Origin of the sequence: Desulfovibrio sp. TomC (assembly GCF_000801335.2) — a bacterium.
Taxonomy (GTDB): domain Bacteria; phylum Desulfobacterota; class Desulfovibrionia; order Desulfovibrionales; family Desulfovibrionaceae; genus Solidesulfovibrio.
Genome location: NZ_JSEH01000007.1, coordinates 27,816 through 50,985, shown reverse-complemented (window position 1 = coordinate 50,985; position 23,170 = coordinate 27,816). Strand labels below are relative to the sequence as shown.

The following is a 23,170-nucleotide window of genomic DNA, read 5'->3' as shown; positions in this document are numbered from 1 at the left end:
GACGTTGGCGCAGCGCGGCCGGACTTAGGCCCGGGTCGGGATGCCGTGGATGCGCAGGTAGCGGTACAGGCTCTGCTTGCCAAGTTCCGACAGTTCGCAGGCCTTGTGGATGTCGCCGCCGGCGGTCTGCATGAGCAGTTTGAAATAGCGGTGCTCCACGTCCCTTTTGTAATCGTCAAAGGGAGTCAGCACCAGTTCCGGGCCGGCTCCGCCCTGTTCCTGGACCGGGAGCAACTCGTTGTCCTGGGCGGTGATCCCTTCCTGACGCCGGCCGCTCATGATGCGGATGCGGATTTCAGGGGGCAGGTGCTTGGGATACAGCGTTGGCTCGTACTGGGCGCGCACGATGATATTTTCCATGAGATTGACCAGTTCGCGCACATTGCCCGGCCAGTCGTATTCTTCCAGGCTGTCCAGGAATTCCGGAGAAAAGCCCTTGAGCGGCACCTTGTACTTCTTGCAGAAGGCATTCATGTAGTAAATGGCCAGCTCCCGGATGTCCTCGCCGCGATAGCGCAGGGCCGGGATATTCAAGTGCATGGTGCGCAGGCGAAAGAGCAGGTCGTTTCGGAAGTCGCCGGCAGCCACCAAGGTTTCGAGGTCCTTGTTGGTGGCGGCCACCAGCCGGAAATCGCTGGTCTCTTCTTCCTTGGCTCCGACCGGCCGGAAGCGGTGCTCCTGGAGCACGCGCAAAAAGGCCTTTTGCTGGGAAATGGGCAACTCGCCCACTTCATCGAGAAAAAGCGTGCCCTTGTCCGCCTGCTTGATCAGGCCTTCCTGCTTTTTCTCCGCCCCGGTAAAGGCTCCCTTGGCGTGGCCAAAGAGTACGGATTCGATGAGTGTTTCGGTCAGGCTGGAGCAGTCGACCACGACAAACGGCCCCTCGGCGCGTTCGCTGTTGTCGTGGATGGCCCGGGCAAAGAGTTCCTTGCCGGTGCCGGTTTCGCCGGTAATGAGCGTGTTGGCGTCGGAATTGGCGGCCTGGGCCACCAGATCGAGGCAGCTGGCCACGCGCGGGCTGTTGCCGATGATGCCTTCGCGTTTGAGCGCCACCGTGGGCGGGCGGTGGGCGAATTTCTCCTTGCGGTACTGCAGGGCGCGAATGAGCGGCAGGGTCATGGACTCGGCCGTGGCCGGCTTTTCGATGTAGTCCCAGGCCCCGTTTTTAATGGCCAGTTCCGCGCCGTTGGGGTAGCTCGCGCCGGTGAAAATGATGACTTCCGGGGCGCGTTCACGTTCGGTGATTTTGGGGATGGCAATGAGTCCGTTGCCGTCGGGCAGATCAACGTCGAGATAGAGGACGTCGTAAAATTCATGGTCCAGGGCATCAAGGCCTTTGGCCAGGGTTGGCTGGGTGGTCACCTCATGGCCCATGCTTTCGATGACCAGTTTGCATACCTCACGGATATGCGTGTCGTCGTCGATGACTAAAATCTTCGCCATGCCCCCTCCCTGTTGCAGCAAACGTCAAAGCTGTAAAGTGTAGCGAGGGTTTTGTCGAGACAGGGCCGGATTTTGGTCCGGCGGTATTTGACGCAGGCTCGGTCGATTCATACAGTGGCCGGGCAAGCAAGGAGGCGGCCATGACCGACGCGACCCCGACCCGGACCGATGCGGCCCCAGTGCGCAAGCGTCCCATTCTGGTCTGGATCATCTTTTTATTCTATTTGATAAGCTGTGTGCAGGTGATCGTGGCCATGTTTTTTGTCTCGGCCGGCGGCGTGGACATGGCCCCGGAGCAGCAGGCCTATCTGGCGAAATTCACAGCCATGGATCGGGTCATCGGCTACGCCAACGCCGGGATCACCCTGGTCGGCGTGACGCTCTTATTTTCCCTGCGCAAGCAAGCGGTCAACGTGCTGGCCCTGGCCTTTGCCCTCAATCTCTTTTCCACCGCCGTGGTCTGGTTTAAGACCGACCCGGCGGCGGTGACCAGCCCGACCGGGCTACTTGCCCAGGCCCTTGGCATTGGGATGCTTGGGCTGGTGGTCTTCTACTCCTGGCGACTCAACAAACGGGGGCTGCTGGCCTAGAGCCGGTCACCACGGCCACGTGGTAGTTCGCCGCCACGCCCCCATCCGCACCAAAGTGCGCCTCATAATACCGCACGAACTCCCGATACCGCCCCGGACTGGCCGCGCGCCGGCCGGCCGTGTGGGTCACGCCAGCACCCTTGAGGCTTTTTAAGAGTGCCCGCACGCTGTCGTGGACAACCGTGTGGCGCGTCTCCTCCATCTGCCAGACCACGCCGGGCAGGCTTTTGAGCATGTCCCGGTAATACGACGCCGGGCGCATGGGATAGACCGAGCCAAAGCCCGTGGCCCGCGACGCCTCTTCCAGCTCTCCCAGCGTTCCGGCCACGTACACGGCCAGGGCAAAGCCGCCGCCGGGCCGCAAGAGCCGCACATTGGCCGCAATCGAGGCGGCCGGATCGGCGTACCAGTGCATGGCCGAGGCCGAGGCCAGGAAATCAAACGTCCCCGGGGCAAAGGGGACGGCCTCGCCATTGGCGGCCAGCCGGCCCACATCTGCCGGCAGGGCGGCATGGCTGAGCATCCCGGGCGACAGGTCAAGGGCTACGTACAGACCGCCGGCAGCCAGCCGCGGGGCGAGCAGGCGGGTGAGCAGGCCGCTGCCGGTTCCGATCTCCAGCACCCGGCCGGTCAGGCGCTCGGGGCACAGCCCGGCCAGACCCTCGGCCACCCGGGCCTGGACAACGGCGGCGGCCTCGTAGCTGGCCCCGGCCCGGTCGAAACGGCGACGGATATCGGCAGACATCAGGGCCACAGCAGGCTCGCCAGCAGGGCAACCGCAGGGAAATGGCCGCCGGGATGGACCACGTGCGTCGCCCCGGGCAGGGCGGCCAGGACGTTGTCCACGGCGGCCGGGCGCACGATGCGGTCGGTTTCGCCCGAGACGACGATGACATGGCCGGCGGCCACGGGTGTGGGGTTGGCCTCGGAACTCAGCAGATAGTTTAGGGCAGCGGCGAGTGGTGCGGCCCAGGCCGGATTCCAGGCTGGGGAGCCTTTGATGCCGCAGTTTGTCCAAAAGCCGCGCACGGTCTCTTCGGGGGCTCTCGCCAGGCCAGCGGCCATGGCCCGGGTCAGGCGCGGCGGGAAACAGTCGGCAAAGCGCAGGAACGGGGAGAGAAGCACCACCCGTTCAAAGCGCGGCAATAGTTCGGGGGCGTGCTTGAGGATGATGTGCGCCCCGGTGGACCAGCCGCCGAGAACGCGGCCCGGGGAGGCGCGCAAAAAGGCCACGATGGCCGCCTCGTCGCCATCGAGAAACGGCGCGGCAAAGCGCCAGCGCCCCGAGAGGCCGGGAAAAAGCGTCTCGGGACCGGCAAAGCCGGAACAAAACAGCGTGTCGGTCATGGGAAAAAGGAAACCCGGAGCCTGGAAAAACCGAGGCGGATGCGTTTGAGGTCGTCGTCGGTCAGATCGGCCCGAAGCGACAGGCGAAGCCGGGCCGAGCCCTGGGGAACGGTTGGCGGACGCACGGCGGCGACCAGCAATCCTTCGCCGCGCAGCAAGGCCTGGGCATGCAGGGCCACCCGGTTTCGGCCGCAGGCCACGGGAATGATCTGGGTGGTGGAGCCCATGGTGTCAAAGCCCAGGCTGATTAAGTGGTCGCGCACTTCCTTGGACAGGCGCATAAGCCGCGCGCCCAGGCCGTGGTTGGACTTGATGTGGCGCAGGGCGGCCAGGGAGGCGGCCAGTACGGCCGGCGGCAGGGCCGTGGAAAAAATGAACGAGCGGCCCCGGTTGCGAAGAAGTTCGATGGTCTCGATCCGGGCGGCCACATAGCCGCCAAGAGACCCCAGCGCCTTGGAGAGCGTCCCCACATGGACGTCCACATCGTCGGACAACCCCAGGGCCGCCGCCAGTCCACGCCCCCGACCCAGCACCCCCATGGCGTGGGCCTCGTCCACCACGATGAGCGCCCCGTGGGCTTTGCCAAGCTCGACCAATCGCGCTAAGGGGGCCACGTCGCCGTCCATGCTGAACACCGTGTCGGTGACGATGATCTTTTTTTCGACCAGGGCCTCACGTTGCAGCAACCGCTCCAGGTGGTCCATGTCCAGGTGGCGGTAGCGCACCATCCGCGCCCCGGACAGCAGGATGCCGTCGACGATGCTGGCATGGTTGAGGCGGTCGGAGAATACCGCGGTGCGGCGGTCGGCCAGGGCAGAGAAAACGGCCAGATTGGCGGCATAGCCGCTGCCGGTGACCAGGGCCGCTTCCTGGTATTTGAAGGTGGCCAGTTCCGCTTCCAGGGTTTCGGCCAGGGCGAAGTTGCCGGTGATCAGCCGCGAGGCCCCGGACGAGCAGCCGTGACGGGCCAGTCCCTTGGCCGAGGCTTCAATGAGTTCGGGGTGGCTGGAAAGCCCCAGGTAGTTGTTGGAGGCGAGATTTAACAGCCGGGTGCCCGAATAGAGGACTTCCCGGGCCGCACCGTCATCGACTGGCGGGATGGTCCGATAGCTGTCCGAGTTGCGAAGCGTGGCTGCTTCGGGGACGATATATTTACCGAAAAAGGATGTGCTCATGTCTCACGTTGTCGGGAAGGAGGCCATGCGGATCTGGCATCCCTGCACCCAGATGAAGGACCACGAGAATTATCCTCCCGTCTTTATCGACCGGGGTCAAGGGATTTACCTCTATGACCGGGAGGGCCGGGCCTATATCGACGCCATTTCCTCGTGGTGGGTCAACCTCTTTGGTCATGCCAATCCCCGCATCACCCGGGCGGTGGGTGAGCAACTGGCTCGTCTCGAGCATGTCATTTTCGCCGGCTGCACCCACGGCCCGGCCGAAGAACTGGCCACGCGCCTTTTGGCCGTGGTCCCGGCCGGACTTTCCCGGGTCTTTTTTGCCGACAACGGCTCTTGCGCCGTGGAAGCGGCGCTCAAAATGAGCCACGCCTCCTGGCGCAACCTGGGCCATCCGGAGAAGTGCCGGTTTATCTACCTCACCAACGGCTACCACGGCGAGACGGCCGGGGCCTTGGGCGTGTGCGGCGATGCGCTCTATGCCGCGCCCTTTGCCCCGCTGGTTGTGCCGCAAATCGAGGTGGCCGGGCCGGTGTGCCATGCCTGTCCCTGCGGCAAAACCCGCCAGACTTGCCAGGCCGAGTGTTTTGGTCCCATGCAGGCGGCCATCGAAGCCAACGCCGAGGTACTCTCCGGGATCATCATCGAACCGCTGGTGCAGTGCGCCGGCAATTTCCACATGCACCCGCCGGCCTACCTGTCCAGGCTGCGTCGGGCGGCCACGGCCGCCGGCTGCCATCTGATTGCCGACGAGATCGCCGTGGGCTTTGGTCGCACCGGCACCATGTTCGCCTGCGAGCAGGCCGACGTGTCGCCGGATTTCCTGTGCCTGTCCAAGGGCATCACCAGTGGCACGCTGCCGCTGTCGTGCGTTTTGACCACCGACGCAGTCTTTGACGCCTTTTACCACGACTACGCCGAGGACAAGGCCTTCCTGCACAGTCACAGCTATACGGGCAATCCGCTGGCCTGCGCCGCCGCCTGCGAGACCCTGCGCATTTTTGAGGAAGACGACGTGATCGCGGCCAACAAGCCCAAGATCGCCCATTTGCAGGCGGCCGTGCGCGAGCGTTTTGCCGGACATCGCCACGTGTCCGACATCCGGTCCACCGGCTGGATCACGGCCGTCTCCCTGGCCGCCGACCCGGAAAAAGGCACGGCTTTTGACGGGCGGGAGCGCACCGGCTTTCGCATCTACCGCGAGGCCATCAAGCGCGGGGCTTGGTTGCGAAATCTCGGCGATATGATCTATTTCATGCCGCCGTATGTGATTACTCTGGAAGAAATCGACAAGCTGACCGACATCGCGTTCGATGCGGTCGAGGCGGTGCTCGGATGACGCGCTATTTCATTACCGGAACTGGAACCGGCATCGGCAAATCGTATTTTTCGGCCCTTTTCGCCCAAAAGCTCACAGCCGAGGGCCAGACGGTGCGCTACATCAAACCCGTGGCCACCGGGTTTCCCGAGGATGATGACGCAGCCTTTGTGGCCAAGCAGGCGGGACTTACTGCCGCAGACGCGGTGACACTCTACACGGCCGCCGAACCGGCCTCGCCGTGTTTCGTCTTTGACCCGTTTCCCTTTGCCGAATGCGTGGGCCGGATCGAGGCCTTAAGCGCGGACCGCGACGCGGTGCTGGTCGAAAGCGCCGGCGGGCTGGCCGTGCCCCTGGGCCAGCGGCGCTACAACTATCATTTCGCCCTGGAACTGGGCCTGGAAGTGATCCTGGTCGTGCCCAACCGCCTGGGCTGCCTGTCCGACGCCATCGTCTACGGCCATTTCGCCAAGCGCCACAAGCTGGCGCTGTCGGCCATCGCCCTAAACGACCATTTCGCAGCCAACGCCCGCGAGGCCGACCGCAACGCGGCAGTCATTGCCGAGCATTATACGAGCCAGACGATGTATCGGTTTGACGCGGCATTTATGTAGTGGGAGGGAAAGAAGCCTCCGGCGGCCAAAGGGGTGACCCCTTTGGAATCCCACCTGGGGTGCGTTTGATTTGACCGGGTGTACTGCCCAGTCGGTGAACTGAAGTTGGAGAAGACAAGACGGGGAGAGGCCGGGTCCGTACTTTGTTGCAAAAGCCGCAATGTGAAATCCGGGGGCCTGGGACCAGATGGCACAGGCCCCCGGAATCGTCTTATTCCCCCCGCCCGAGCATCTCCATCGCCGCATCGACGCTTTTCCCTTCGTGCACAATGGCCGTCACCGCCGCCAGCAGTTTGGCCGGGTCCGGGTCCTGGAAGATGTTGCGGCCAACAGACAGGCCGGAGCCGCCGGCCATGACGCTGTCGGCGATCATGGTCAGGAAGCCGCGGGTGGTGTCGGTCTTGGGACCGCCGGCAATGACCACCGGCACGCAGCAGCCGGCCACCACCTTGGCAAAGCTGTCCGGGTCGCCGGTGTAGGGCACTTTGACGATGTCGGCCCCAAGCTCGTTGCCCACCCGGGCGCAGTGGGCCACCACGTCGGCGTCGAACTCGTTGGAAATCTTCGGCCCCCGGGCGTACATCATGGCCAGCACCGGAATGCCCCAGGACACGGCCGCCTCGGTGACCCGACCCATGTCGTCAAGCATGCGGGCCTCGGTGGCGTCGCCGAGATTGACGTGGACCGAGACGGCGTCGGCCCCCAGGCGCATGCCTTCTTCCACCGTGCACACCAGGGTCTTGGCGTTGGGGAAGGGGGACAGGCTGGTGCTGGCTGAGAGATGGATGATCAGCCCGACGTCGCGGCCGCGCGCCCGGTGGCCGCAGCGCACAACGCCCTTGTGCATGAGCACGGCATTGGCTCCGCCGGCCACAATGTTGGTCACGGTCTCGCGCATGTCGGCGATGCCCGCGATGGGACCGACGGTGACGCCGTGATCGAGTGGCACGATGATGGTCCGGCCGGTGTCGCGGTTGATGATGCGCTCAAGACGGATGGATTTGCCGATGGTCATGGTGGTTCTCCCTGGCGGTTGTCGCCTGGAGCCGGGACCCGGCAGCGCTTATGAAAAAGGGCCGCCGGGCATGTTGCCCGCGGCCCTTGTCGGCGGAGTTTTGCGGTGTGGCCCTATCTGGCCCCACCACCCGCCAAGCCGCGAGCGCGAAGGCCGTAATAATAATACGGTCCGAAAAAAGCGAGGCGCGTGGCGGTCTGACGAGTCTGCATGGGCCGAATCTAAGCGCAAACCGGGCGGCCCGTCAAGAGCCGGTGTAGCCCGACGGCGGCAGCACCGGCGGCGACTGGGGCGCAACCAGCCCTTCGTTCAGGATGGTCCGGGCATCTTCCTGGGGACCTGCCCCGGGAACCATGCGGTTGTTGCCGTCAATGCCCGGGGCCACCTGCCAGCCTTTCTGCCAGTGTCCGGCCTGGCCCTCGTAACGCCTGGCCGCATCGCAGCGGCCGGCGCAAGGCGGGCAGGAGGCGTTGCAGAGCTGGCTGGGCACGATGTCGGTGGCCGTTCCGGTGTCGATGACGCAGACCTCATGGCCGGCGGCGTCCACACAGGAGAAAAGGCCGTAGGCCTGGGCCGGCCCGGCCAGAGCCAGGCAGGCGATAACAACCAAGGCACGAAAAACTGACGGCATGGCGACCTCCGTGGCGGATGTCAGGCAATGCGCTCGATATCCGCCCCGACGTTACGAAGTTTCACTTCCATGGCCTCATAGCCCCGATCCAGATGGTACACGCGCTGAATGAGCGTCTCGCCCTGGGCGGCCAGACCAGCCAGGACCAGCGAGGCGCTGGCCCGCAGATCGGAGGCCATGACCGGCGCGCCGGTGAGGCCCTTGGCTCCCCGGATAAAGGCGGTCTGGGAGGAGGTGCGGACCTGCGCGCCCAGGCGGACCAGTTCCTGGACATGCATGAAGCGGTTTTCGAAAATGGTTTCGCGGATGGAGCTGGACCCCATGGCCACGCACATAAGCGACATGATCTGCGCCTGTACGTCGGTGGGAAAACCGGGATAGGGCTGGGTTGCCACATCCACGCCAATGAGCTGTTCGCGGCGGCGCACCACCACGCCGGCATTGGTGGCCTCGATGGCAACGCCCATCTCCCTAAGCTTGGAGACCACGGCGTCGAGTTCCATAAACGGGCAGCACTCCAGGCGCAGTTCGCCATCGGTGATGGCTGCCGCGATCATGTAGGTGGCGGCTTCGATGCGATCGGGCATGACGCTGTAGACGCCGCCGCCAAGGCTTGGAACGCCCTCAATGGTGATGACCGAGGTGCCGTGCCCGGTGATCCTGGCCCCCATGGCGTTAAGGAAATCGGCCAGATCAGCCACTTCCGGCTCACGGGCGGCATTTTCCAGGACCGTTGTGCCCTGGGCCAGACTGGCGGCCATGAGCAGGTTTTCCGTGCCGCCGACGGTCGGGAAGTCGAAAATGATATCCGCCCCGGTCAGGCCGTCGCAACGGCCTTCGATATAGCCGGCCTCCAGGGTGAAGGTGGCTCCCATCTTTTCCAGGGCGGTCAGGTGCAGGTTGACCGGCCGGGCGCCAATGGCGCAGCCGCCGGGCAGGGCGACCCGGGCGTGGCCGGTGCGGGCCAGAAGCGGACCAAGGACGAGCACCGAGGCGCGCATGGTGCGCACCAGATCGTAGGGGGCCTCCGGATTTAACGTCGTGGACGGTTCCATGGTGACGGTATTGCCCTCGAAGGTGGAGGGACAGCCGAGGATGTCGTTGAGTTTGAGGGTGGTATGGATGTCGCGCAGGCGGGGCACATTGTGGACCACAGCCTGCTTGGTGAGCAGCGGCGCGGCAAGGAGGATGGGCAGGGCGGCGTTTTTCGAGCCGCTGACCCGGATGGGACCATGAAGGGGCTTGCCGCCCCGGATGAGCAGTTTATCCATAAAACGATCCTTAGCTGGTTTGGGTAGGAGTGGCAAGAAACGGCGGGGTCGCTTGCCAAGCAACGATAGCGCGGCCGGCCCTTTTGGGCAAGTGAGGGAAAAACCTGTTGACAATGAACCGGCTGCTGGTTAAATACCTCCTTCTTCGTCAGTGGTGGCTGTAGCTCAGTTGGTAGAGTCCCAGGTTGTGGCCCTGGTTGTCGTGGGTTCGAGCCCCATCAGTCACCCCAGTAATTTTCCTTGAAAAAGGCCCGGTTAACCGCCGGGCCTTTTTGTTTCGGCATGGCTGACGGACAGAAGGGATAATCAGGGGCACATAAAAAAGCCCCGGACGAGCCGGGGCCATGGTTTCGGGCGGACGCGGGTTAGCGCAGCACTTTCTTGACCACGGCCAGGAGCTGGTCCGGGGTGAATGGTTTGACGATCCAACCGGTTGCTCCGGCGGATTTCCCTTCGGCCTTCTTGCCGGCCTGGGATTCGGTGGTCAGCATGACGACCGGGATAAATTTGTAGGCAGCCTGAGCCCGAATGCCCTTGATCAGACCGATGCCGTCAAGATTGGGCATATTGAGGTCGGTGAGGACCATGTCAATGGTGCCGGTGAGTTTGGATAAGGCATCTTTGCCGTCACAAGCTTCGATGACGTCGTAGCCTTCCTTTTTCAGCGTAAAGGCCACCATTTGCCTGACGCTGGCCGAATCATCCACAGTCATGATACGCTTAGCCATTTCGTCCCTCATCGGAAAAAAAGTTTGTGAGTTGGGGCGTTTGCATGAATCCTGAGACCCGGGCGGCTGCTAGGGCTGCCTGGGATACGGGGCCGTGGCGGGTCAGGACGCCGCCGTTTTGTTCCAGGGTGATCGCCGTGGACAGCAGCAGTTGCAGGAAGGTGATGTCAGCTTCTTCGACTGCAGAAATATCAAGGGCCAGGTTTGGGGCCGTGGCCAGTGCTGCCAGCAGGGCGTCTCGCAGGGCGGCAGCGTGTTCCACACTGCATTTTCCGGCAATGCCAAGGACGAGCCTTGTGCCGTCCGTGCGTTGGGTCAGTTCCATGGCCACTCCTCGAAAACCCGCCTACTGCGGGAGTGTACGAAAGGGTTCGCTTCCATGCAAGCGGCTCTCTTCACGAGCGCGCACGAATCGGACGAGTTGGGGGACATCGAGGATAAGCGAGATGCTGCCGTCCCCATTGATGGTTGTGCCGGAAATCCACTTGAGATGGCGGTAGCAGTCGTCCAGGCTCTTGATGACGGCCTGTTGCCGGCCGATGACCCGATCCACGCAAAACCCCACCATCTCGCCTTCGGTCTCGGTCATGACCACCCGTTCGTAACCTGGTTGCTCACCGGGAACGGCAAACAGCCGGCGCAGGCTGACCACCGGCACCATTTCACCCATACGTTCCAGGGTTTCCACCGTGCGCACCGCATTGGCCACGAACCGTTCCTGGAAGCCCCGCAGGTTGACCAGGGGGACGATGAAGGAATCGCCGCCCACCATGACGTTGAAGCCGTCGATGATGGCCAGGGTCAGGGGCAGCCGGATGGTAACGGTGGTCCCTTTGCCCAGAACGCTGTCGAGTTCGACGGTGCCGCGAAGGGCCTCGATGTTGCGTTTGACCACATCCATGCCCACGCCCCGGCCGGACACGTCGGACACTGTGGCGGCGGTGGAAAAGCCCGGCATGAAGATACAGTCGAGGAGTTCTTTTTCCGTGGGTTCGGCGTCCGCGGCGATCAGCCCGCGCTCGATGGCCTTGCGGCGCACGATCGCCGGATCAATGCCGTGCCCGTCGTCGGCAATGGTGATGACCACATTGCCGGCCGAGTGCGCGGCCGAGAGAGTAATGCGTCCACGCCGGGTCTTGCCGGCAGCCTCCCGGTCGGCGGGCGGCTCCAGGCCATGGTCAAGACTGTTGCGCAGCAGATGGACGAGCGGGTCCTTGATGCGGTCAATCACAGTCTTGTCCAACTCGGTTTCGCCGCCATGGGCCACGAATTCCACGTCCTTGCCGAGACTCTCGGCCAGATCGCGGGTCAGCCGGGTGAACTGGCTGAACACCGAGCCGATGGGCAGCATGCGAAGGCCCAGGGCCACATCACGCAGGTTGTCGGTCAGGCGCTCAAGATCCTCATCCACCTCGGTCACGGTGGTCAGGTCCCGGGCCTTGGCGGCCTGCCGCAAACGGGATTGCAGGATGACCAGTTCACCGACCATGCTCACCAGACTGTCCAGCCGGCCGGCGTCCACGCGCAAGGTGGCCGCAGCGGCCGCTGCAGGCTGTCGCGCAGGAGCGGGTTTGCCCGGGTCGTGCTGGATATTTTGCGTCTGGGCTTTGAGCTTAGCGGTTTCGATAACTGCTGCCTTGGCGGCAAAAGCGGCCTCCAGGTGGCGGCGGACCGTGTCGCTGTCGGTTGCATCCTGACCGATGAGCGTTGCCAACAGTTCGTCAAGGTCGCTGCTGCGAAGGGTGCCGGTGTATACGCGGTGGATGGAGACATCGGAATCGCCTTCCACGAAGATGAAGACATCCCGCAGGCTTTCGCTGCTGCAGGGGGTACATACAAGCAGGTCGAAAACGCCATAAACGGCCTCGGGGTCGTAGTCGGCTTCGTCGAGGCCAGGGATGGGACCGTGACGTAGGACGCGTATCAGGCCCATGGTGTCCATTTCTGCCAGCAGACGAACAGGATCGTTGCCGGTATGCAACATGGCCGGCGCAGGGCGAAGCCGCACCCAGTAGATGCCGGGGGGGCCGGATAGGGACGGACAGGCATAGATATCGGTTTCGCTCGGCAGGTGAACATGCTGGGCGGTTTTGGCAGCTTCGGCAGCTTCGGCTGCGTGGCTGCCGGCAGGCAGGTAGGCGGCAAAGGAGGCGAGCAGGGCATCGGAGGCTGCGCGCAACTCCGTCCCCGCGCTGTCCCTGGGCGCTTCGAGCAGGGACAGAATATGGTCCTTGGCCTCCAGAGTCAGGGTCAAAAGCTCTTTGGTCATGGGCAGTTCGCCGGAGCGCACCCGGTCCAGGACGGTTTCGACATCGTGGGTGAAGCGGGATATTTCGTCGAAACCGAACATCGCGCCGCCGCCCTTGATGGTGTGCATGGCCCGAAAGCAGGCGTCCAGCCGTTCCGCATCGCCGGGACTGGTTTCCAGTTCAAGCAGACCGCGCTCAAGTTCGCCCAGCAGTTCCCGGGTCTCCTCGACATAAAGTCCAATGGACGGATCAAAATCCGACATGGGCTGCCTCCATGACGTCCGCTGTCGCCACTGCGGCGTTATGGTCCGGTGTTTTAAAAGCGCTCAAACTGCTCATCTTCACCCTCCATGTCGATGGATAGGGCGGCAGCCTTGGTTTTTTGTCCCGAAGGCCTCGCGGTGGGGCGCGCCGGGGCCGGCTTGGCGCGTTTGGGGCCTGTTACGGCCTTGGGACGGAGCGAGGTCGGGCGTGCCGTGTTGTCGAGGCGGAAATAGGAGATGCTGGCTTGGAGTTGTTCGGCCTGGGCGGAGAGCTCCTCGGAAGTGGAGGCCAGTTCCTCGGAGGCCGAGGCATTTTGCTGGATGACTTGATCGAGTTGCTGCAGGGCCTTGTTGACCTGGGATGAGCCGGTGGATTGTTCCTGGCTGGCGGCGTTTATTTCCTGGACGAGATCGGCGGTGCGCTGGATGTCCGGGACGAGTTTGCCAAGCAGCTCCCCGGCCCGTTCGGCCACGCTGGTGGAGGAGCGCGACAGTTGGGTGATTTCCGAGGCCGCCGCCTGACTGCGTTCGGCCAGTTTGCGGACTTCGGCGGCAACCACGGCAAAACCCCGGCCGTGTTCGCCGGCCCGGGCCGCTTCCACCGCGGCATTTAAGGCCAGCAGGTCGGTTTGCCGGGCGATTTCCTCGATAATCGAGATCTTGCCGGCGATTTCCTTCATGGCGGCCACGGCCTGGGTCACGGCCTGGCCGGATTCACGGGCGTCGCCGGCAGCCTTGATGGCGATGGATTCGGTCTGGCTGGCGTTGTCGGCGTTCTGGCTGATGCTGGAGGCCATTTCTTCCATGGCTGAGGAGGATTCTTCCACGGCCGAGGCCTGTTCGGTGGCCCCCTGGGAAAGCGACTCAGCCGAGGCGCTCATTTCCTCGCTGCCCGAGGCGACATTTTCGGCTCCGGATTGCACCTCACCCACCACGTCGCGCAGGCGTTCAATCATTTCAAGCATACTACGCAACAAAACGTCTTTGTCCGACCGGGGCGTGACGGCAACGCTCAGGTCGCCGTCGGCCAGGCTGCCGGCCACGGCGGCGGCCATGCGTTCGGCCGCAATCATGCGCTCCATGGCGGCAAGCAGCGTGCCGATTTCGTCGCGGCTGTCGATGACCACGTCCACGTCGAGATCGCCGTGGGAGACGGCCTCGGCCACGGTGATGGCGCCACGGATGCCACGCAGGATGCCCCGGGTGATGAGGACGGCGAACAGGATGCCAAGCAGCACAGCTGCGGCCGAAACGCCGAGGCTTTCCAGATTGGCCAGGCGGGCTTCGTCGGCCATGCTGGCTTTTTGGGATTCCACGGCTTCGTCAGCCATCTTGCCGGCCTTGTCGGCAGCGGCAGCCATGTCCTTGACCACGGCCGCCTGGGCATCCGCCGCCTGGACAAAACCGTCCATCCGGTTTTTGTAGGCCTCGGCTTTGGATACCAGTTCGGCCATGAGGGTCCGATCTTCGGCGGTGGTCAGCAGGGGAGATGTTTCGCGGGAGACGGCCACGAGCTTGTCAAGGATGGAGTGGGCGGCGTCCATGCGCGTCTTGTCGCCGCGCCACAGATAATACAGCACCTCGATCCGGGCGCGCAGAAACTGTTGCTCAATGGCATCGAGCTTGCTGCGAAGGCTCCCGAGCCGGTTTATATTCTCACTGCCGGAATCAGAAGTCTTTTTTTGCTGTTCGCTCAGCCGGTTGATAAGTTCTTCAGTGACTTTTTGCAGGGAGTTGGCGGATTCGACAACGACCTTCAACGTTTCCTCTCGATTCTTTTCACTCTCAAGATAGCGTGAAAGTCCGGTCTCATAGGCAGTAGCCGCCGCTACAAAGTTTTCCATGCGTTCGATATTTTTCGGATCTTTCAGAGATCGCTTGAGAGTTTGGGCGCTCTCCCGGGCATTTCCAAGATGTTTGCGAAAACTGTCGAGCTTGGACGCATCTTTGTAGTTGACGAAGTAAAGCATATCCAGCCGGGCATTGGTAACGCCGTCGCTGATGGTGTTGACGGTGTCCGTTTTGTCAACGCGTGACAGCATATCCCCAAGGCTCAGATAGGAAATGACGGATATAGTGATGCTGAAGACAATCAGCAGGGCGAATCCCGATCCAAGTTTGAAGGCAAGACCACGATTTCGAAACATCACGCACTTCCAGGTTCGTGTTGTAAACGAGAGTCTCATCCATTGGGGCAAGCGTACCCAGCAAGGCTGGCGTCCATTGGCGATGTCGCCGATTGGGCCTCGCTGGCACGGGCCGGCGGGAATGCTACCGGAAAAAATCTTCGTCCGATCCGGTTGGCGTCGCTTCTGGGGGTGGCTGCGTTGCATCCCCCATCATGCGGGACAGATCCTGGACCTCGTCGCTGGAGAAGACCTTGTCGACGTCAAGGACCAGTAGAAACCGCTCGCCATGTTTGCCGATGCCTCGGATGAAATCGGCCCGGACTGCGGCTCCCATGCGCGGCGGCGGATCAATGCGGTCGGTTTCCAGTTCCAGGACTTCCTTGACCGAATCGGCCAGGGCGCCCATGACCGACAGGGTGTCGTCCTTCTTGATTTCCACGATGACAATGCGCGTGTTGAGCGTGCGTTCAACCTGTCCCAAACCGAATTTCATCCGTAAATCGACGACAGGAACGGCGCTGCCGCGCACATTGACCACTCCGCGCATGTATTCCGGGGTCTGGGGGATACGGGTGATATCCGTATAGTCGAGAATTTCCCGGACCGAGAAGATGTCGATGGCGAAGAGCTCGTCCCCGAGGGTCAACGTGAGAAAGCGCTGGCTGCCGTATTGGGCGTCCTGGGCCATATGATGCTCCCTTTGGTTCCTGCTCCGTGGTGTGATTTGTTATGAATGCTATCTAGTTGGTTCGATACAGGTAATTTGCGACAAAGACAACGCCTTTATTCGTATTTCACACGTCTGGGGCCATATTGGCACCATACTGCCTGTTGGTCAAAATGTAGGGCGACCCCGTTTCTTTGTACTCCACTTTCCCGCGATTTTCTTCTAGGCTGGCGGAAACGAGCGAGGAAGCCATGCCCCCGAAAAACGCCACTGCGGCCGCTGTCGGCAAAACACTGGAAGATCGGCGTGATCAGGCCCGTGAAGCCGCGCTTAAGGAACTGAAAGCCCTGCGCAACGATTTAAATACCCTGGAGGCTGTTCTGTCGGGACGGCGTCGGAAGGCTGATTTTTCTCCTTTTGATGTGGTGCACGGTGCTTTTGAGATTTTTCGCCATGCCGCTTCGGTTTTTGATGCCGAAGACATGTTGGCCACCTGCGCCCGGGAACTGGATGCCGCCAAGGCCCTGGAATATCTCCAGCGCCACGGGGCCAACGAGTTGGTCAAGCCGGCCGGTTGGCACTGGATCTCGCCGCGCGGCGAGATGCATTATCTGGGCAAGGCGGAGGAAACCGACAAGGCCGCTGAAAAGCTTGCTGTCCTGATCCAGTCCGGCAAACGACCAAAACGACGAGACAAGTCGGCCGAAGCCGACGCCGGAGACGCTCCGGCCGAGGCTGCGGCCTCCCCTGAGGCATGATAATCGCGAGGGGCGGCAGGTTTTTTTGCTGGTTGCGCCGGGCGGCAGCGGCGGGCTTGGTGTGTCTGGTCCTGACCGGGTGTTCCGACGAGCCGGCCGGAGACGACGGAGGGCGCGTGACCGGCAAGACGCCGGTGGTGCGCCCGGAAGACGTCTATGGTCCAAACGGCGGCCGGGCGGCGGTGCTGTCTCCGGATTATCGTCAGGACATGACGCCGGGGCCGGCTGCCGGGTCCGTGGCGGCCGTCGGACCGGGGCCGTCCGGCCGGGAGACGGCGGGGGAGCCAGCTGCCGGACGGCTTTTTGCCGTCAACCCCGCCCCGGCTCCTGGCGCGTCGTCGACGCCTGCCCCCATGGCCCCTGGCGTTGCCTCGGGAAAAGGAGCGATCGCGGACAAGGCGTCCTCATCTGGCCAACCGGCAACCGGGGGGGCGGCCTTGTCGCCGACGCAGCAACCGGGCCGGACCGTGGCTGCAACGCCGGCTGAGCAACCGGCGACGATGCCGGCGTCCGGAACCTCCGGAACCTCTGGAACCTCTGGGGCCACGGGGGCCACGGGTCGGGCCTCGACAGGATTCCCTGCGGCCGATTCCCGTCAGCTCGTGCTGGTGACGGCCGCAGATTTTCAAGCGACCCGGGGGACGCTGCGGCGGTTGACGCGAAGCGGCCCGGGGTCGCCCTGGACCGAAACCGGGCCGCCCGTGCCGTGCCAGCTGGGCCGCAAGGGACTTGGCCTGGGACGTGGGCTGGGGCAGGTGTTGTCCGGCGGACCGGTCAAGCGTCAGGGCGACGGCCGCACCCCGGCCGGACTTTTTGCCCTGCCGGCGGCCTTTGGCTATGCCGGCGCAGAGACGGCTGCGGCTGCCGGGGTCCGTCTGCCCTATGTCGCCGTGACGGACCGCGTTTCCTGCGTGACCGACACGGGGTCGCCGCTCTTCGGCCGTGTCGTCGGCCCGGAGGAGCGCCCCGAAGGGGGACTTCGCCAGGACCGCATGGTCCGTGACGATGCTGCCAACGTCTGGGGCGTGGTCATCGGGCACAACAGCGAAACCATCGACCCCGAAGGCGGAACCTGCCTGTTTGTCAACGTGCGCCCGGCCGACGGCCCGCCGACCGGCGGCAGCATCGCCATCCCGTCCGACCAGGCCGCCGCCCTGGTCGCCTGGCTCGATCCCGGGGCCAAGCCGCTTTTGGCCGTTTTGCCCCAAGCCGAATACCGCGCCCTGGCGGCCGCCTGGGGACTGCCGTAACTCACGCCTCGGCCTCGGACGGCAGCCAGGAAGGGGCGGAGTGCAGCGAAGCCTGGGTCAAAGCGACCGGCAGGGCCAAGGCCGTCATCTGGTGATAGCCGAGTTTCGGACCCAAAAGGCCGTCAGTGACCGGCATCCTGGCCTGCAACGTCGCGGTGGGCTGCGGGTCAAGGCCATGGGCTGTTGCCATTTTGGCATAGACGGCCTGGGTGTTGGCCAGTTCGGCTTCGGTTTCCCCGACGATGGGGAGGCCGTCTTCACTGGTCCCGATGACCGGGTGGCTGTAGAAATCCTCCCAGGCGGCACTGCGCCCGGTGGTCGTGGCGTTTGCTTGTGTGTCCGGGGCTGCGGCGAGGGCATTGTCTGCAAGCACTGCGGCAAATTGCGAGGCAGATGCGGCAGCGGTGTTGTTTGGTTCGGTTCGGGCGAGATCGCGGGCTGTTGCAAGGGTGCTGGCAATGGCATCGGCGGTGGCGAGCATGGCTGACCTTTCCCTTGGCTTGATGGGTGGGTAAAAAAATCCTGCCGGCGTAACCAAGCAAGAAATATTCCATCTATTTTGAGCAGGAAGGCGTGGCGTTGCGGTTGGACGGCCAGGCCCTTGCCGGAACATTCCGGAGGGCGAGGGCGTCAACTGGACCGGGAGTCGTTGTGGAAAGGAAGTGCGGACGCCAGGCCGTGAGTCTGGCCGCGAAGGCGGGGCAAATCGTACCGCCGGTGCGTTCAGGACGCAGTATACCGGGCGATGATCCGCTCAATGACGGCTGTGGTGGACAGGCCCGGCGCCAGGGGCAGGCTCGCCACCCGGCCGCCCCGGGCGGTGACGACATCGCCGCCGACAATGGCCGAAACCGGCCAGTCGCCGCCTTTGACCAGCACGTCGGGCAGGACGGCCTCAATAAGTTCAAGCGGCGTGTCTTCGGCAAAAGGCGACACGAAATCCACGCAGGCCAGCCCGGCCAGGACGTAGGCCCGCTCGGCTACAGGCGTGATCGGCCGGCGCGCGCCTTTGAGGCGGACCACCGAGGCGTCGTCGTTTAATCCGACCACCAGCAGATCGCCCAGGGTCCTGGCCCGGGTCAGCACGTCCACATGGCCGGCATGGAGCAGATCGAAGCAGCCGTTGGTGAAAACGACCGTGCGCCCCGGCCGCACCCGGGCAAGGGCAGCGACCAGGGCCTCCCGGGGCAGAATTTTTTCGTGCTCAAATGTCATGGCGTCTGCGGCGTAGGCGTTCCTGGCGGCCGAAAAAGACCAGCTCCAACCAGTCCAGGCCAAAGAGCAACGTCTCCTCCTCATCGGCCATGATGCGCTCCTGGCGGGCGGCATCAATCTCCACGAGATTGAAAATGCCCATCTTGCCGATCAGGTCCCGGAATTCGTCGGGCAGATACTGGGCCAGCCAGACCATCTGGATCTGTTTGGGCGAAAGTCCGACGCCCTTGCCCCGGGTCAGCGCCATAAGAAACATGTAGCGGTCGTTAAACCGATTGTAGACGGCCAGATCCTGGTCGGCCAGCCAGCCGGCGCTGCTCCAGTCCTTCGTTTCCTCAAAGCCCTGGCAATGCGGTTCGCGCACGACGAAAAACTGTTCGATGACCTGTCCGTCGTCGTCGAGCTTGGTGGCCCGGCCCAGAGGATAGGTGCGGCAGGCCCCGGGGCGGTCGCCGTAGATTTTGCAGCCCTCGGGCGACACAAAGGGACAGCGCTTCTGGCGTTCCTCGCGCATTTTCAGGTGCAGCATGGGAAAGCCGGTATCCGGAGCTTCGAAGCGACGGGCAAAGTGGTTGATCAGATCGGCCGGCGACACGCCGAGGGCCCGGCGCAGGCGCAGGGCGTCATAGGGCGTGAGCATGAGCGTCAGGTCCGAGCAGCAGGCATTAAAGCACGGCACCTCGGGATGGCAGGCAAACTGGAAGGTCTCGCCGGCTTTCAGTTCCGGCAGGGACTTGAGAAATGCTTCGGTGGCGTCGGCCTCGTTTTCGGCCAGCGCGGAGTTCAAGTCTTTCATGGCGGCAGTGCTCCTTGCCAGGAGCCTTTAGCGCCCCTGGCCGTCCCTTGGCAACCGGGCACGCCGCCGTCCCGCCTTGACAGGGCCTTTAAAAACAGGGACCTTGAAGCAATCGGTCATGGGATTTTGCCGCATGGCCGGCTAGAGGACGAGCCGCCGGCGCGGGTCATAGGACCCTTACTCCCGCCCAACGGCCAAGCTCAAGCGCAGCGGACAGGCGAGACATGCGCCGCGCGCCGGGGACAGGATGCTGCCGGGTTTTTCCTTGCGCATAACAAACCGTCTGCTGGAACTGGACCGCGTGGCCGATGCCGTGGAAGCCTTTGGCGAGGCCCATGGCCTGCCGGCCAAACTGCGTTACCAGATCCGACTCGTTCTGGATGAGCTTCTCACCAACACGATCAGTTACGGCTATCCGGACGACGGCGAGCACGCCATCAGCGTGACCATGAGCCAGGACGGGCAGCGCCTGCGTTTTCTCCTGGAGGACGACGCTCGGCCCTTCGATCCGCTGACGGCCAAAGCGCCCGATATCGCCGCCGCTGCCGACGACCGGGCCATAGGCGGTTTGGGCATTCATCTGGTGCGAGCGATTATGGACCGCGTGGCGTATGAACACGTGGGTGGACTCAACCGCCTGCTACTGGAAAAAGATATCATCTGACACTGACAAAGGGGGCGATATGCAACTGGTGGAGAAGGAGAGCGGCGAAGTGACGGTGCTGGAGCTTGGCGGCAGGCTCGACAGCAATACGTCCAAGGTGCTGGAAGACAAGGTGATGGAGATTCTTGGCCAGGGCAAGAAGAAGGTGCTCATGGATTTCAAGGACGTGGATTATATCAATTCCACAGGTTTGCGGGTGCTGCTTCTGGCCTTGCAGCAGCTCAAAAAGATTCAGGGACGCCTCGTGTTGTCATCAATCAAGGATTACATGAAGGAAGTTTTTGAAATATCCGGATATACTGAGATTTTTCCGATTTTTACGACTCAGGAAGAGGCTCTGGCCAATTTTTCCTGATGGCTTTGGGGAGGCTGTCGTGATGCGCAGACATTTTGCCGGGCCGGGTCGGGCGATCCTGGCTGCCGGGCTTGTTGTCGTCCTCGTGTTGGCTGCCTGGGAGGTCCGGGCTGGCGACGGTCCCGACTCCCTGGCCGGGGTCAAACTCGGCCTGACGGTGGAAGAACAATCCGCCAAGCTCCTGTCCTCCGAGGCCGACCGGGCCTTTCACCGGCCCTATCTTGGCGTCATGCCCGTGGCCGCGCTCAAAGGCTATCGCAGCGGCTACGTGGACTACGGCCTGTGCGCCGCCAAGGGGCGGGTGGTGCGCGTCAAGATGAATTACGGCGACGATTCTCTGGAGTTTTTCAACCGTATCCTCGAAGCGCTCACCAAACGCTACGGCGAACCCAAGGAATGGCGCGGCAACGCCTTTGGCACCTTGCGCACCTGGAAATGGAGCCTTCAATCCAAGGCCGTCGGGCCGGTGAGTCTCATTCTCATGCACTATGTCGGCGACGACGGGGCATTTACCGACGGAAACTCCATTCGCATTGCCGCCACCGATCTGGTCCGGGCCGAAGAGGTCTGCCATACCGGTCCGGCCGACGGGAAAAAGGGCCAGTCGCTGCCAACCGATGGAACCAGCATCGATGACCTGGGCCTTGACTGGTATCTGCCGCGCTGATCCCGGCCCTTGAAAGGAGCCTTGTGACTACGACTCTGCTGGAAACGCGCTATCTGGCCTTGCAGGCCGAGTTGTCGGGACATCTTGGCCGGTTGTGCGAGTTGCTGGCCGGCTGCGGCCGGCCGGAAGCCGTCGTTGCGGCCAAGGAATTGTTGGCCCATGTGGCCGAACCGTTTCTCTTCGTGGTGGTGGGCGAGGTCAAGGCCGGCAAAAGCAGCCTCATTAACGCCCTGCTCGGGACAACGGTCACGGACGTGGCCCCGGACCCCTGCACCGACCGTATCCGCATCATCGGCCGAAGCGGGACCCCTGGCGAAACTGCGGCCGGTGACCTGGTGGTGCGGGCGACCGTGGACAGTTGGCTGCTTGACGGCCTGTCCATCGTGGACACCCCGGGCGTGGACAGCATCATCGACCGCCACCAGGAAATCACCGAGCATTTCATCCCCCGCGCCGATCTGGTGCTGTTTTGCTTTTCCGCGCTCAATCCCTATTCCCGCTCGGCCTGGACATTTTTTGATCTGGTGGCCGACACCTGGGGCCGAAACGTGGCCTTTGCCCTGACCATGGCCGATCTGGCCAGTTCGGAACAGATAGAGGTCAACACCAGCCGGCTGCGGGAACTGGCCCGCGACCGGGGGCTGGCCGAGCCGAAGATATTTCTGGTGTCCTCGGCCAGGAGCGCCACAGACCCTGAGGCCGGGGGCATCGAGGCCCTTCGCCGCCACATCCGGGAACTGACGGCCGGCGGCGGCCATTTTGCCGGCAAGCTTGATGCCACCCGGCGTTCCGCCCTCCATCTGCTGGCCGAGCTTGGCCGGATGATGGAGGGGCGGATGCAGGAACTGGCTGCGGATGAGACCGAGGCCGGGCGCATTCGCCATCGTCTGGACGCAGCCCGGCAGGCCGCCGGGCGCGAGGCCGAAGTGCTGCGCACCCGGGTCGAGGCCGCCTATGCCCGGCTGGCCGGGGAGTTTGAGGCAGCCTTTGCCGCCGAACTGACCCTGTCCGGGATGCTTGGCCGCTCCATCGCCGGCCTGTGGCGGCGCGGCAAGGGCAACGGGGGACCGTCGGCGCGTCTCAAGGAACTGGGCGAAGCCTTTGCCCGGGACCTGGAGCGCGAGGTGGAATCCATTGCCAACCAGGGCGCGGCCCATATTTTTGAGAGCGTGTCCGGCTATGCCCGGATGCTTTTGGACGAGCTGCGCCAGCGGCGGCTGGCCCTCGCAACGCCTGACGGCGATCCTTTGTCCGGGGAACGGGACCGGGTGTTGGCCGAGGTGGCCGGCCGGGTGGAGTCGCTTCTGGCCGAGGGCGGCCCCATGGCCGGCATCGATCCCAAAACCGTCACGGCCATGGACCCGCGCGCGGCCATGGGCGGGGCGCTGGTGGTCTTGGGGACCATTTTTGCCGTGTCGGTCAAAAGCGCGGTCATCGATGTCACCGGCGGCGTGGTGGCGGCCCTTGGGGCCTTGCTGGCCGGCAGCGCCCTGTACTGGCAACGACCGAGGGTTCTGCGGGAGATGCGCCGGCGGTTGGCCGTTGGCGGTGAAACCCTGCGCCAGGAATTAAACGAACGCCTGTCCGCCCGCCTGGACCGGATATTTCGGGAACTGGCCAGCCGGTTCGAGCCGTTTTTTGCCGACATCGCCACCCGCAGCCAGACCCTGGCCGCTTGCCGGACCCGCCAGACCGACCTGGAAACGACGCTACGCGATTTTACGCCGCGCTAGTCGGTTGAGGGAGTCAAGAAGAGTAAAGAGTGCCTCCGGCGGCCAAAGGGGTGACCCCTTTGGAATCCCACCTGGGGTTCGTTTGCTGTGACGGGGGTGTTGCTACGTCGATGGGCGGAAGCTCGCCAGAAACGATGGCCGTGGATCGGGATAGTCGCAACGGGCGCTTGACGGGAACCACCGTTGCTCCGGCGGCCGAGGAAATGGAGTCCCAAACCCTCGGCAACGGGGAGGGTGCGCAAACGAATTGCCTGCGGTCGCTTGAAGTCCGGTCGGGCTTTAAGTGCGC

The 23,170-nt window shown here is 63.6% G+C and carries 24 protein-coding genes and 1 tRNA gene; 10 read left to right on the top strand and 15 right to left on the bottom strand.

Going from position 1 to position 23,170, the window contains the following annotated elements; translation table 11 throughout:
* Positions 1–24: 24 nt before the first annotated feature.
* Positions 25–1,443: a sigma-54-dependent transcriptional regulator gene (locus NY78_RS08220; protein ID WP_043634241.1), complete on the bottom strand. Its 1,419-nt coding sequence runs from the start codon at positions 1,441–1,443 to the stop codon at positions 25–27.
* 140 nt (positions 1,444–1,583) lie between these two features.
* Here NY78_RS08220 and NY78_RS08215 point away from each other — a divergent pair, with 140 nt between their 5' ends.
* On the top strand, positions 1,584–2,033 hold the full coding sequence (locus NY78_RS08215) for a hypothetical protein (protein WP_043634239.1): 450 nt from the start codon (positions 1,584–1,586) through the stop codon (positions 2,031–2,033).
* On the opposite strand, the gene NY78_RS08210 is transcribed toward NY78_RS08215, so the two are convergent.
* From NY78_RS08210 to bioF, 3 genes are read right to left on the bottom strand one after another with little or no spacing between them, the layout of a single operon-like run.
* A complete protein-coding gene (locus tag NY78_RS08210) occupies positions 2,008–2,778 on the bottom strand; it encodes a methyltransferase domain-containing protein (RefSeq protein ID WP_043634559.1) in 771 nt (256 codons plus the stop codon). The two genes, NY78_RS08215 and NY78_RS08210, sit on opposite strands and share 26 nt — an antisense overlap.
* Positions 2,778–3,380 (bottom strand): alpha/beta fold hydrolase, encoded by a 603-nt coding sequence (locus NY78_RS08205; protein ID WP_043634237.1) that lies wholly within the window; start codon positions 3,378–3,380, stop codon positions 2,778–2,780. The genes NY78_RS08210 and NY78_RS08205 overlap by 1 nt, the downstream gene beginning before the upstream one ends.
* The gene (gene bioF / locus NY78_RS08200) at positions 3,377–4,555 is read right to left on the bottom strand and encodes an 8-amino-7-oxononanoate synthase (RefSeq protein ID WP_043634235.1); all 1,179 of its coding nucleotides are present in this window, start codon (positions 4,553–4,555) and stop codon (positions 3,377–3,379) included. The genes NY78_RS08205 and bioF overlap by 4 nt, the downstream gene beginning before the upstream one ends.
* Here bioF and bioA point away from each other — a divergent pair.
* On the top strand, positions 4,554–5,897 hold the full coding sequence (bioA, locus tag NY78_RS08195) for an adenosylmethionine--8-amino-7-oxononanoate transaminase (RefSeq protein WP_231583848.1): 1,344 nt from the start codon (positions 4,554–4,556) through the stop codon (positions 5,895–5,897). The genes bioF and bioA overlap by 2 nt on opposite strands.
* Complete coding sequence (bioD, locus tag NY78_RS08190) at positions 5,894–6,490, top strand: dethiobiotin synthase (protein WP_043634231.1); 597 nt, start codon at positions 5,894–5,896, stop codon at positions 6,488–6,490. Before bioA ends, bioD begins: the two co-directional genes overlap by 4 nt.
* 211 nt (positions 6,491–6,701) lie before the next feature.
* Here the strand turns inward: bioD and NY78_RS08185 are convergent, their stop codons facing one another.
* From NY78_RS08185 to murA, 3 genes are all read right to left on the bottom strand, one after another.
* Positions 6,702–7,505, bottom strand: coding sequence for a 2-amino-3,7-dideoxy-D-threo-hept-6-ulosonate synthase (locus NY78_RS08185; RefSeq protein ID WP_043634228.1), 804 nt, complete (start codon positions 7,503–7,505; stop codon positions 6,702–6,704).
* A gap of 244 nt (positions 7,506–7,749) precedes the next feature.
* Complete coding sequence (locus NY78_RS08180) at positions 7,750–8,136, bottom strand: hypothetical protein (protein ID WP_043634226.1); 387 nt, start codon at positions 8,134–8,136, stop codon at positions 7,750–7,752.
* A gap of 20 nt (positions 8,137–8,156) precedes the next feature.
* Positions 8,157–9,407, bottom strand: coding sequence for a UDP-N-acetylglucosamine 1-carboxyvinyltransferase (murA, locus tag NY78_RS08175; RefSeq protein ID WP_043634223.1), 1,251 nt, complete (start codon positions 9,405–9,407; stop codon positions 8,157–8,159).
* 154 nt (positions 9,408–9,561) lie between these two features.
* Here murA and NY78_RS08170 point away from each other — a divergent pair.
* Positions 9,562–9,637: transfer RNA gene (locus NY78_RS08170), tRNA-His, on the top strand.
* 135 nt (positions 9,638–9,772) lie between these two features.
* Here NY78_RS08170 and NY78_RS08165 read toward each other — a convergent pair.
* The 5 genes from NY78_RS08165 to NY78_RS08145 all read right to left on the bottom strand — a co-directional run bounded on the left by NY78_RS08165 (position 9,773) and on the right by NY78_RS08145 (position 15,464).
* Entirely contained in the window at positions 9,773–10,135 is a 363-nt protein-coding gene (locus tag NY78_RS08165; protein WP_043634220.1) for a response regulator, read from the bottom strand.
* Positions 10,128–10,460: an STAS domain-containing protein gene (locus tag NY78_RS08160; RefSeq protein ID WP_043634217.1), complete on the bottom strand. Its 333-nt coding sequence runs from the start codon at positions 10,458–10,460 to the stop codon at positions 10,128–10,130. Before NY78_RS08160 ends, NY78_RS08165 begins: the two co-directional genes overlap by 8 nt.
* 21 nt (positions 10,461–10,481) lie before the next feature.
* Entirely contained in the window at positions 10,482–12,647 is a 2,166-nt protein-coding gene (locus NY78_RS08155) for a chemotaxis protein CheA (protein ID WP_043634214.1), read from the bottom strand.
* A 53-nt stretch (positions 12,648–12,700) separates the two neighbouring features.
* The gene (locus NY78_RS08150) at positions 12,701–14,794 is read right to left on the bottom strand and encodes a HAMP domain-containing methyl-accepting chemotaxis protein (RefSeq protein ID WP_043634212.1); all 2,094 of its coding nucleotides are present in this window, start codon (positions 14,792–14,794) and stop codon (positions 12,701–12,703) included.
* 124 nt (positions 14,795–14,918) lie between these two features.
* Positions 14,919–15,464 (bottom strand): chemotaxis protein CheW, encoded by a 546-nt coding sequence (locus NY78_RS08145; protein ID WP_043634209.1) that lies wholly within the window; start codon positions 15,462–15,464, stop codon positions 14,919–14,921.
* A 230-nt stretch (positions 15,465–15,694) separates the two neighbouring features.
* On the opposite strand from NY78_RS08145, the gene NY78_RS08140 reads away from it, so the two are divergent.
* Together NY78_RS08140 and NY78_RS08135 are read left to right on the top strand one after the other, a co-directional pair.
* Positions 15,695–16,201, top strand: coding sequence for a hypothetical protein (locus NY78_RS08140; protein ID WP_043634206.1), 507 nt, complete (start codon positions 15,695–15,697; stop codon positions 16,199–16,201).
* A gap of 116 nt (positions 16,202–16,317) precedes the next feature.
* Positions 16,318–17,451 carry a hypothetical protein gene (locus NY78_RS08135; protein WP_156180888.1) on the top strand — a complete coding sequence of 378 codons (1,134 nt, stop codon included), beginning with the start codon at positions 16,318–16,320 and terminating at the stop codon, positions 17,449–17,451.
* Position 17,452: 1 nt separating this feature from the next.
* Here the strand turns inward: NY78_RS08135 and NY78_RS08130 are convergent, their stop codons facing one another.
* From NY78_RS08130 to NY78_RS08120, 3 genes are all read right to left on the bottom strand, one after another.
* Entirely contained in the window at positions 17,453–17,932 is a 480-nt protein-coding gene (locus NY78_RS08130) for a hypothetical protein (RefSeq protein WP_043634203.1), read from the bottom strand.
* 242 nt (positions 17,933–18,174) lie between these two features.
* Positions 18,175–18,666: a D-glycero-beta-D-manno-heptose 1-phosphate adenylyltransferase gene (rfaE2, locus tag NY78_RS08125; protein ID WP_043634200.1), complete on the bottom strand. Its 492-nt coding sequence runs from the start codon at positions 18,664–18,666 to the stop codon at positions 18,175–18,177.
* Complete coding sequence (locus NY78_RS08120) at positions 18,656–19,462, bottom strand: YkgJ family cysteine cluster protein (protein WP_043634197.1); 807 nt, start codon at positions 19,460–19,462, stop codon at positions 18,656–18,658. The genes rfaE2 and NY78_RS08120 overlap by 11 nt, the downstream gene beginning before the upstream one ends.
* A 247-nt stretch (positions 19,463–19,709) precedes the next feature.
* Here NY78_RS08120 and NY78_RS08115 point away from each other — a divergent pair, with 247 nt between their 5' ends.
* Genes NY78_RS08115 through NY78_RS08100 form a run of 4 tightly spaced genes read left to right on the top strand, consistent with a single transcriptional unit; the run spans position 19,710 to position 22,881 of the window.
* The gene (locus tag NY78_RS08115; RefSeq protein WP_043634193.1) at positions 19,710–20,126 is read left to right on the top strand and encodes an ATP-binding protein; all 417 of its coding nucleotides are present in this window, start codon (positions 19,710–19,712) and stop codon (positions 20,124–20,126) included.
* Between the two features lie 19 nt (positions 20,127–20,145).
* Complete coding sequence (locus NY78_RS08110; protein WP_043634190.1) at positions 20,146–20,481, top strand: STAS domain-containing protein; 336 nt, start codon at positions 20,146–20,148, stop codon at positions 20,479–20,481.
* Between the two features lie 22 nt (positions 20,482–20,503).
* Positions 20,504–21,148: a hypothetical protein gene (locus NY78_RS08105; RefSeq protein ID WP_043634187.1), complete on the top strand. Its 645-nt coding sequence runs from the start codon at positions 20,504–20,506 to the stop codon at positions 21,146–21,148.
* Between the two features lie 23 nt (positions 21,149–21,171).
* Positions 21,172–22,881 carry a dynamin family protein gene (locus NY78_RS08100; protein ID WP_043634184.1) on the top strand — a complete coding sequence of 570 codons (1,710 nt, stop codon included), beginning with the start codon at positions 21,172–21,174 and terminating at the stop codon, positions 22,879–22,881.
* Positions 22,882–23,170 lie beyond the last annotated feature (289 nt).

Bases quoted from the DNA above. Each gene is read 5' to 3' on its own strand.
- NY78_RS08220 (WP_043634241.1), bottom strand. From the start codon at position 1,443: ATGGCGAAGATTTTAGTCATCGACGACGACACGCATATCCGTGAGGTA.
- NY78_RS08215 (WP_043634239.1), top strand. From the start codon at position 1,584: ATGACCGACGCGACCCCGACCCGGACCGATGCGGCCCCAGTGCGCAAG.
- NY78_RS08210 (WP_043634559.1), bottom strand. From the start codon at position 2,778: ATGTCTGCCGATATCCGTCGCCGTTTCGACCGGGCCGGGGCCAGCTAC.
- NY78_RS08205 (WP_043634237.1), bottom strand. From the start codon at position 3,380: ATGACCGACACGCTGTTTTGTTCCGGCTTTGCCGGTCCCGAGACGCTT.
- bioA (WP_231583848.1), top strand. From the start codon at position 4,554: ATGTCTCACGTTGTCGGGAAGGAGGCCATGCGGATCTGGCATCCCTGC.
- bioF (WP_043634235.1), bottom strand. From the start codon at position 4,555: ATGAGCACATCCTTTTTCGGTAAATATATCGTCCCCGAAGCAGCCACG.
- bioD (WP_043634231.1), top strand. From the start codon at position 5,894: ATGACGCGCTATTTCATTACCGGAACTGGAACCGGCATCGGCAAATCG.
- NY78_RS08185 (WP_043634228.1), bottom strand. From the start codon at position 7,505: ATGACCATCGGCAAATCCATCCGTCTTGAGCGCATCATCAACCGCGAC.
- NY78_RS08180 (WP_043634226.1), bottom strand. From the start codon at position 8,136: ATGCCGTCAGTTTTTCGTGCCTTGGTTGTTATCGCCTGCCTGGCTCTG.
- murA (WP_043634223.1), bottom strand. From the start codon at position 9,407: ATGGATAAACTGCTCATCCGGGGCGGCAAGCCCCTTCATGGTCCCATC.
- NY78_RS08165 (WP_043634220.1), bottom strand. From the start codon at position 10,135: ATGGCTAAGCGTATCATGACTGTGGATGATTCGGCCAGCGTCAGGCAA.
- NY78_RS08160 (WP_043634217.1), bottom strand. From the start codon at position 10,460: ATGGAACTGACCCAACGCACGGACGGCACAAGGCTCGTCCTTGGCATT.
- NY78_RS08155 (WP_043634214.1), bottom strand. From the start codon at position 12,647: ATGTCGGATTTTGATCCGTCCATTGGACTTTATGTCGAGGAGACCCGG.
- NY78_RS08150 (WP_043634212.1), bottom strand. From the start codon at position 14,794: ATGTTTCGAAATCGTGGTCTTGCCTTCAAACTTGGATCGGGATTCGCC.
- NY78_RS08145 (WP_043634209.1), bottom strand. From the start codon at position 15,464: ATGGCCCAGGACGCCCAATACGGCAGCCAGCGCTTTCTCACGTTGACC.
- NY78_RS08140 (WP_043634206.1), top strand. From the start codon at position 15,695: ATGCCCCCGAAAAACGCCACTGCGGCCGCTGTCGGCAAAACACTGGAA.
- NY78_RS08130 (WP_043634203.1), bottom strand. From the start codon at position 17,932: ATGCTCGCCACCGCCGATGCCATTGCCAGCACCCTTGCAACAGCCCGC.
- rfaE2 (WP_043634200.1), bottom strand. From the start codon at position 18,666: ATGACATTTGAGCACGAAAAAATTCTGCCCCGGGAGGCCCTGGTCGCT.
- NY78_RS08120 (WP_043634197.1), bottom strand. From the start codon at position 19,462: ATGAAAGACTTGAACTCCGCGCTGGCCGAAAACGAGGCCGACGCCACC.
- NY78_RS08115 (WP_043634193.1), top strand. From the start codon at position 19,710: ATGCTGCCGGGTTTTTCCTTGCGCATAACAAACCGTCTGCTGGAACTG.
- NY78_RS08110 (WP_043634190.1), top strand. From the start codon at position 20,146: ATGCAACTGGTGGAGAAGGAGAGCGGCGAAGTGACGGTGCTGGAGCTT.
- NY78_RS08105 (WP_043634187.1), top strand. From the start codon at position 20,504: ATGCGCAGACATTTTGCCGGGCCGGGTCGGGCGATCCTGGCTGCCGGG.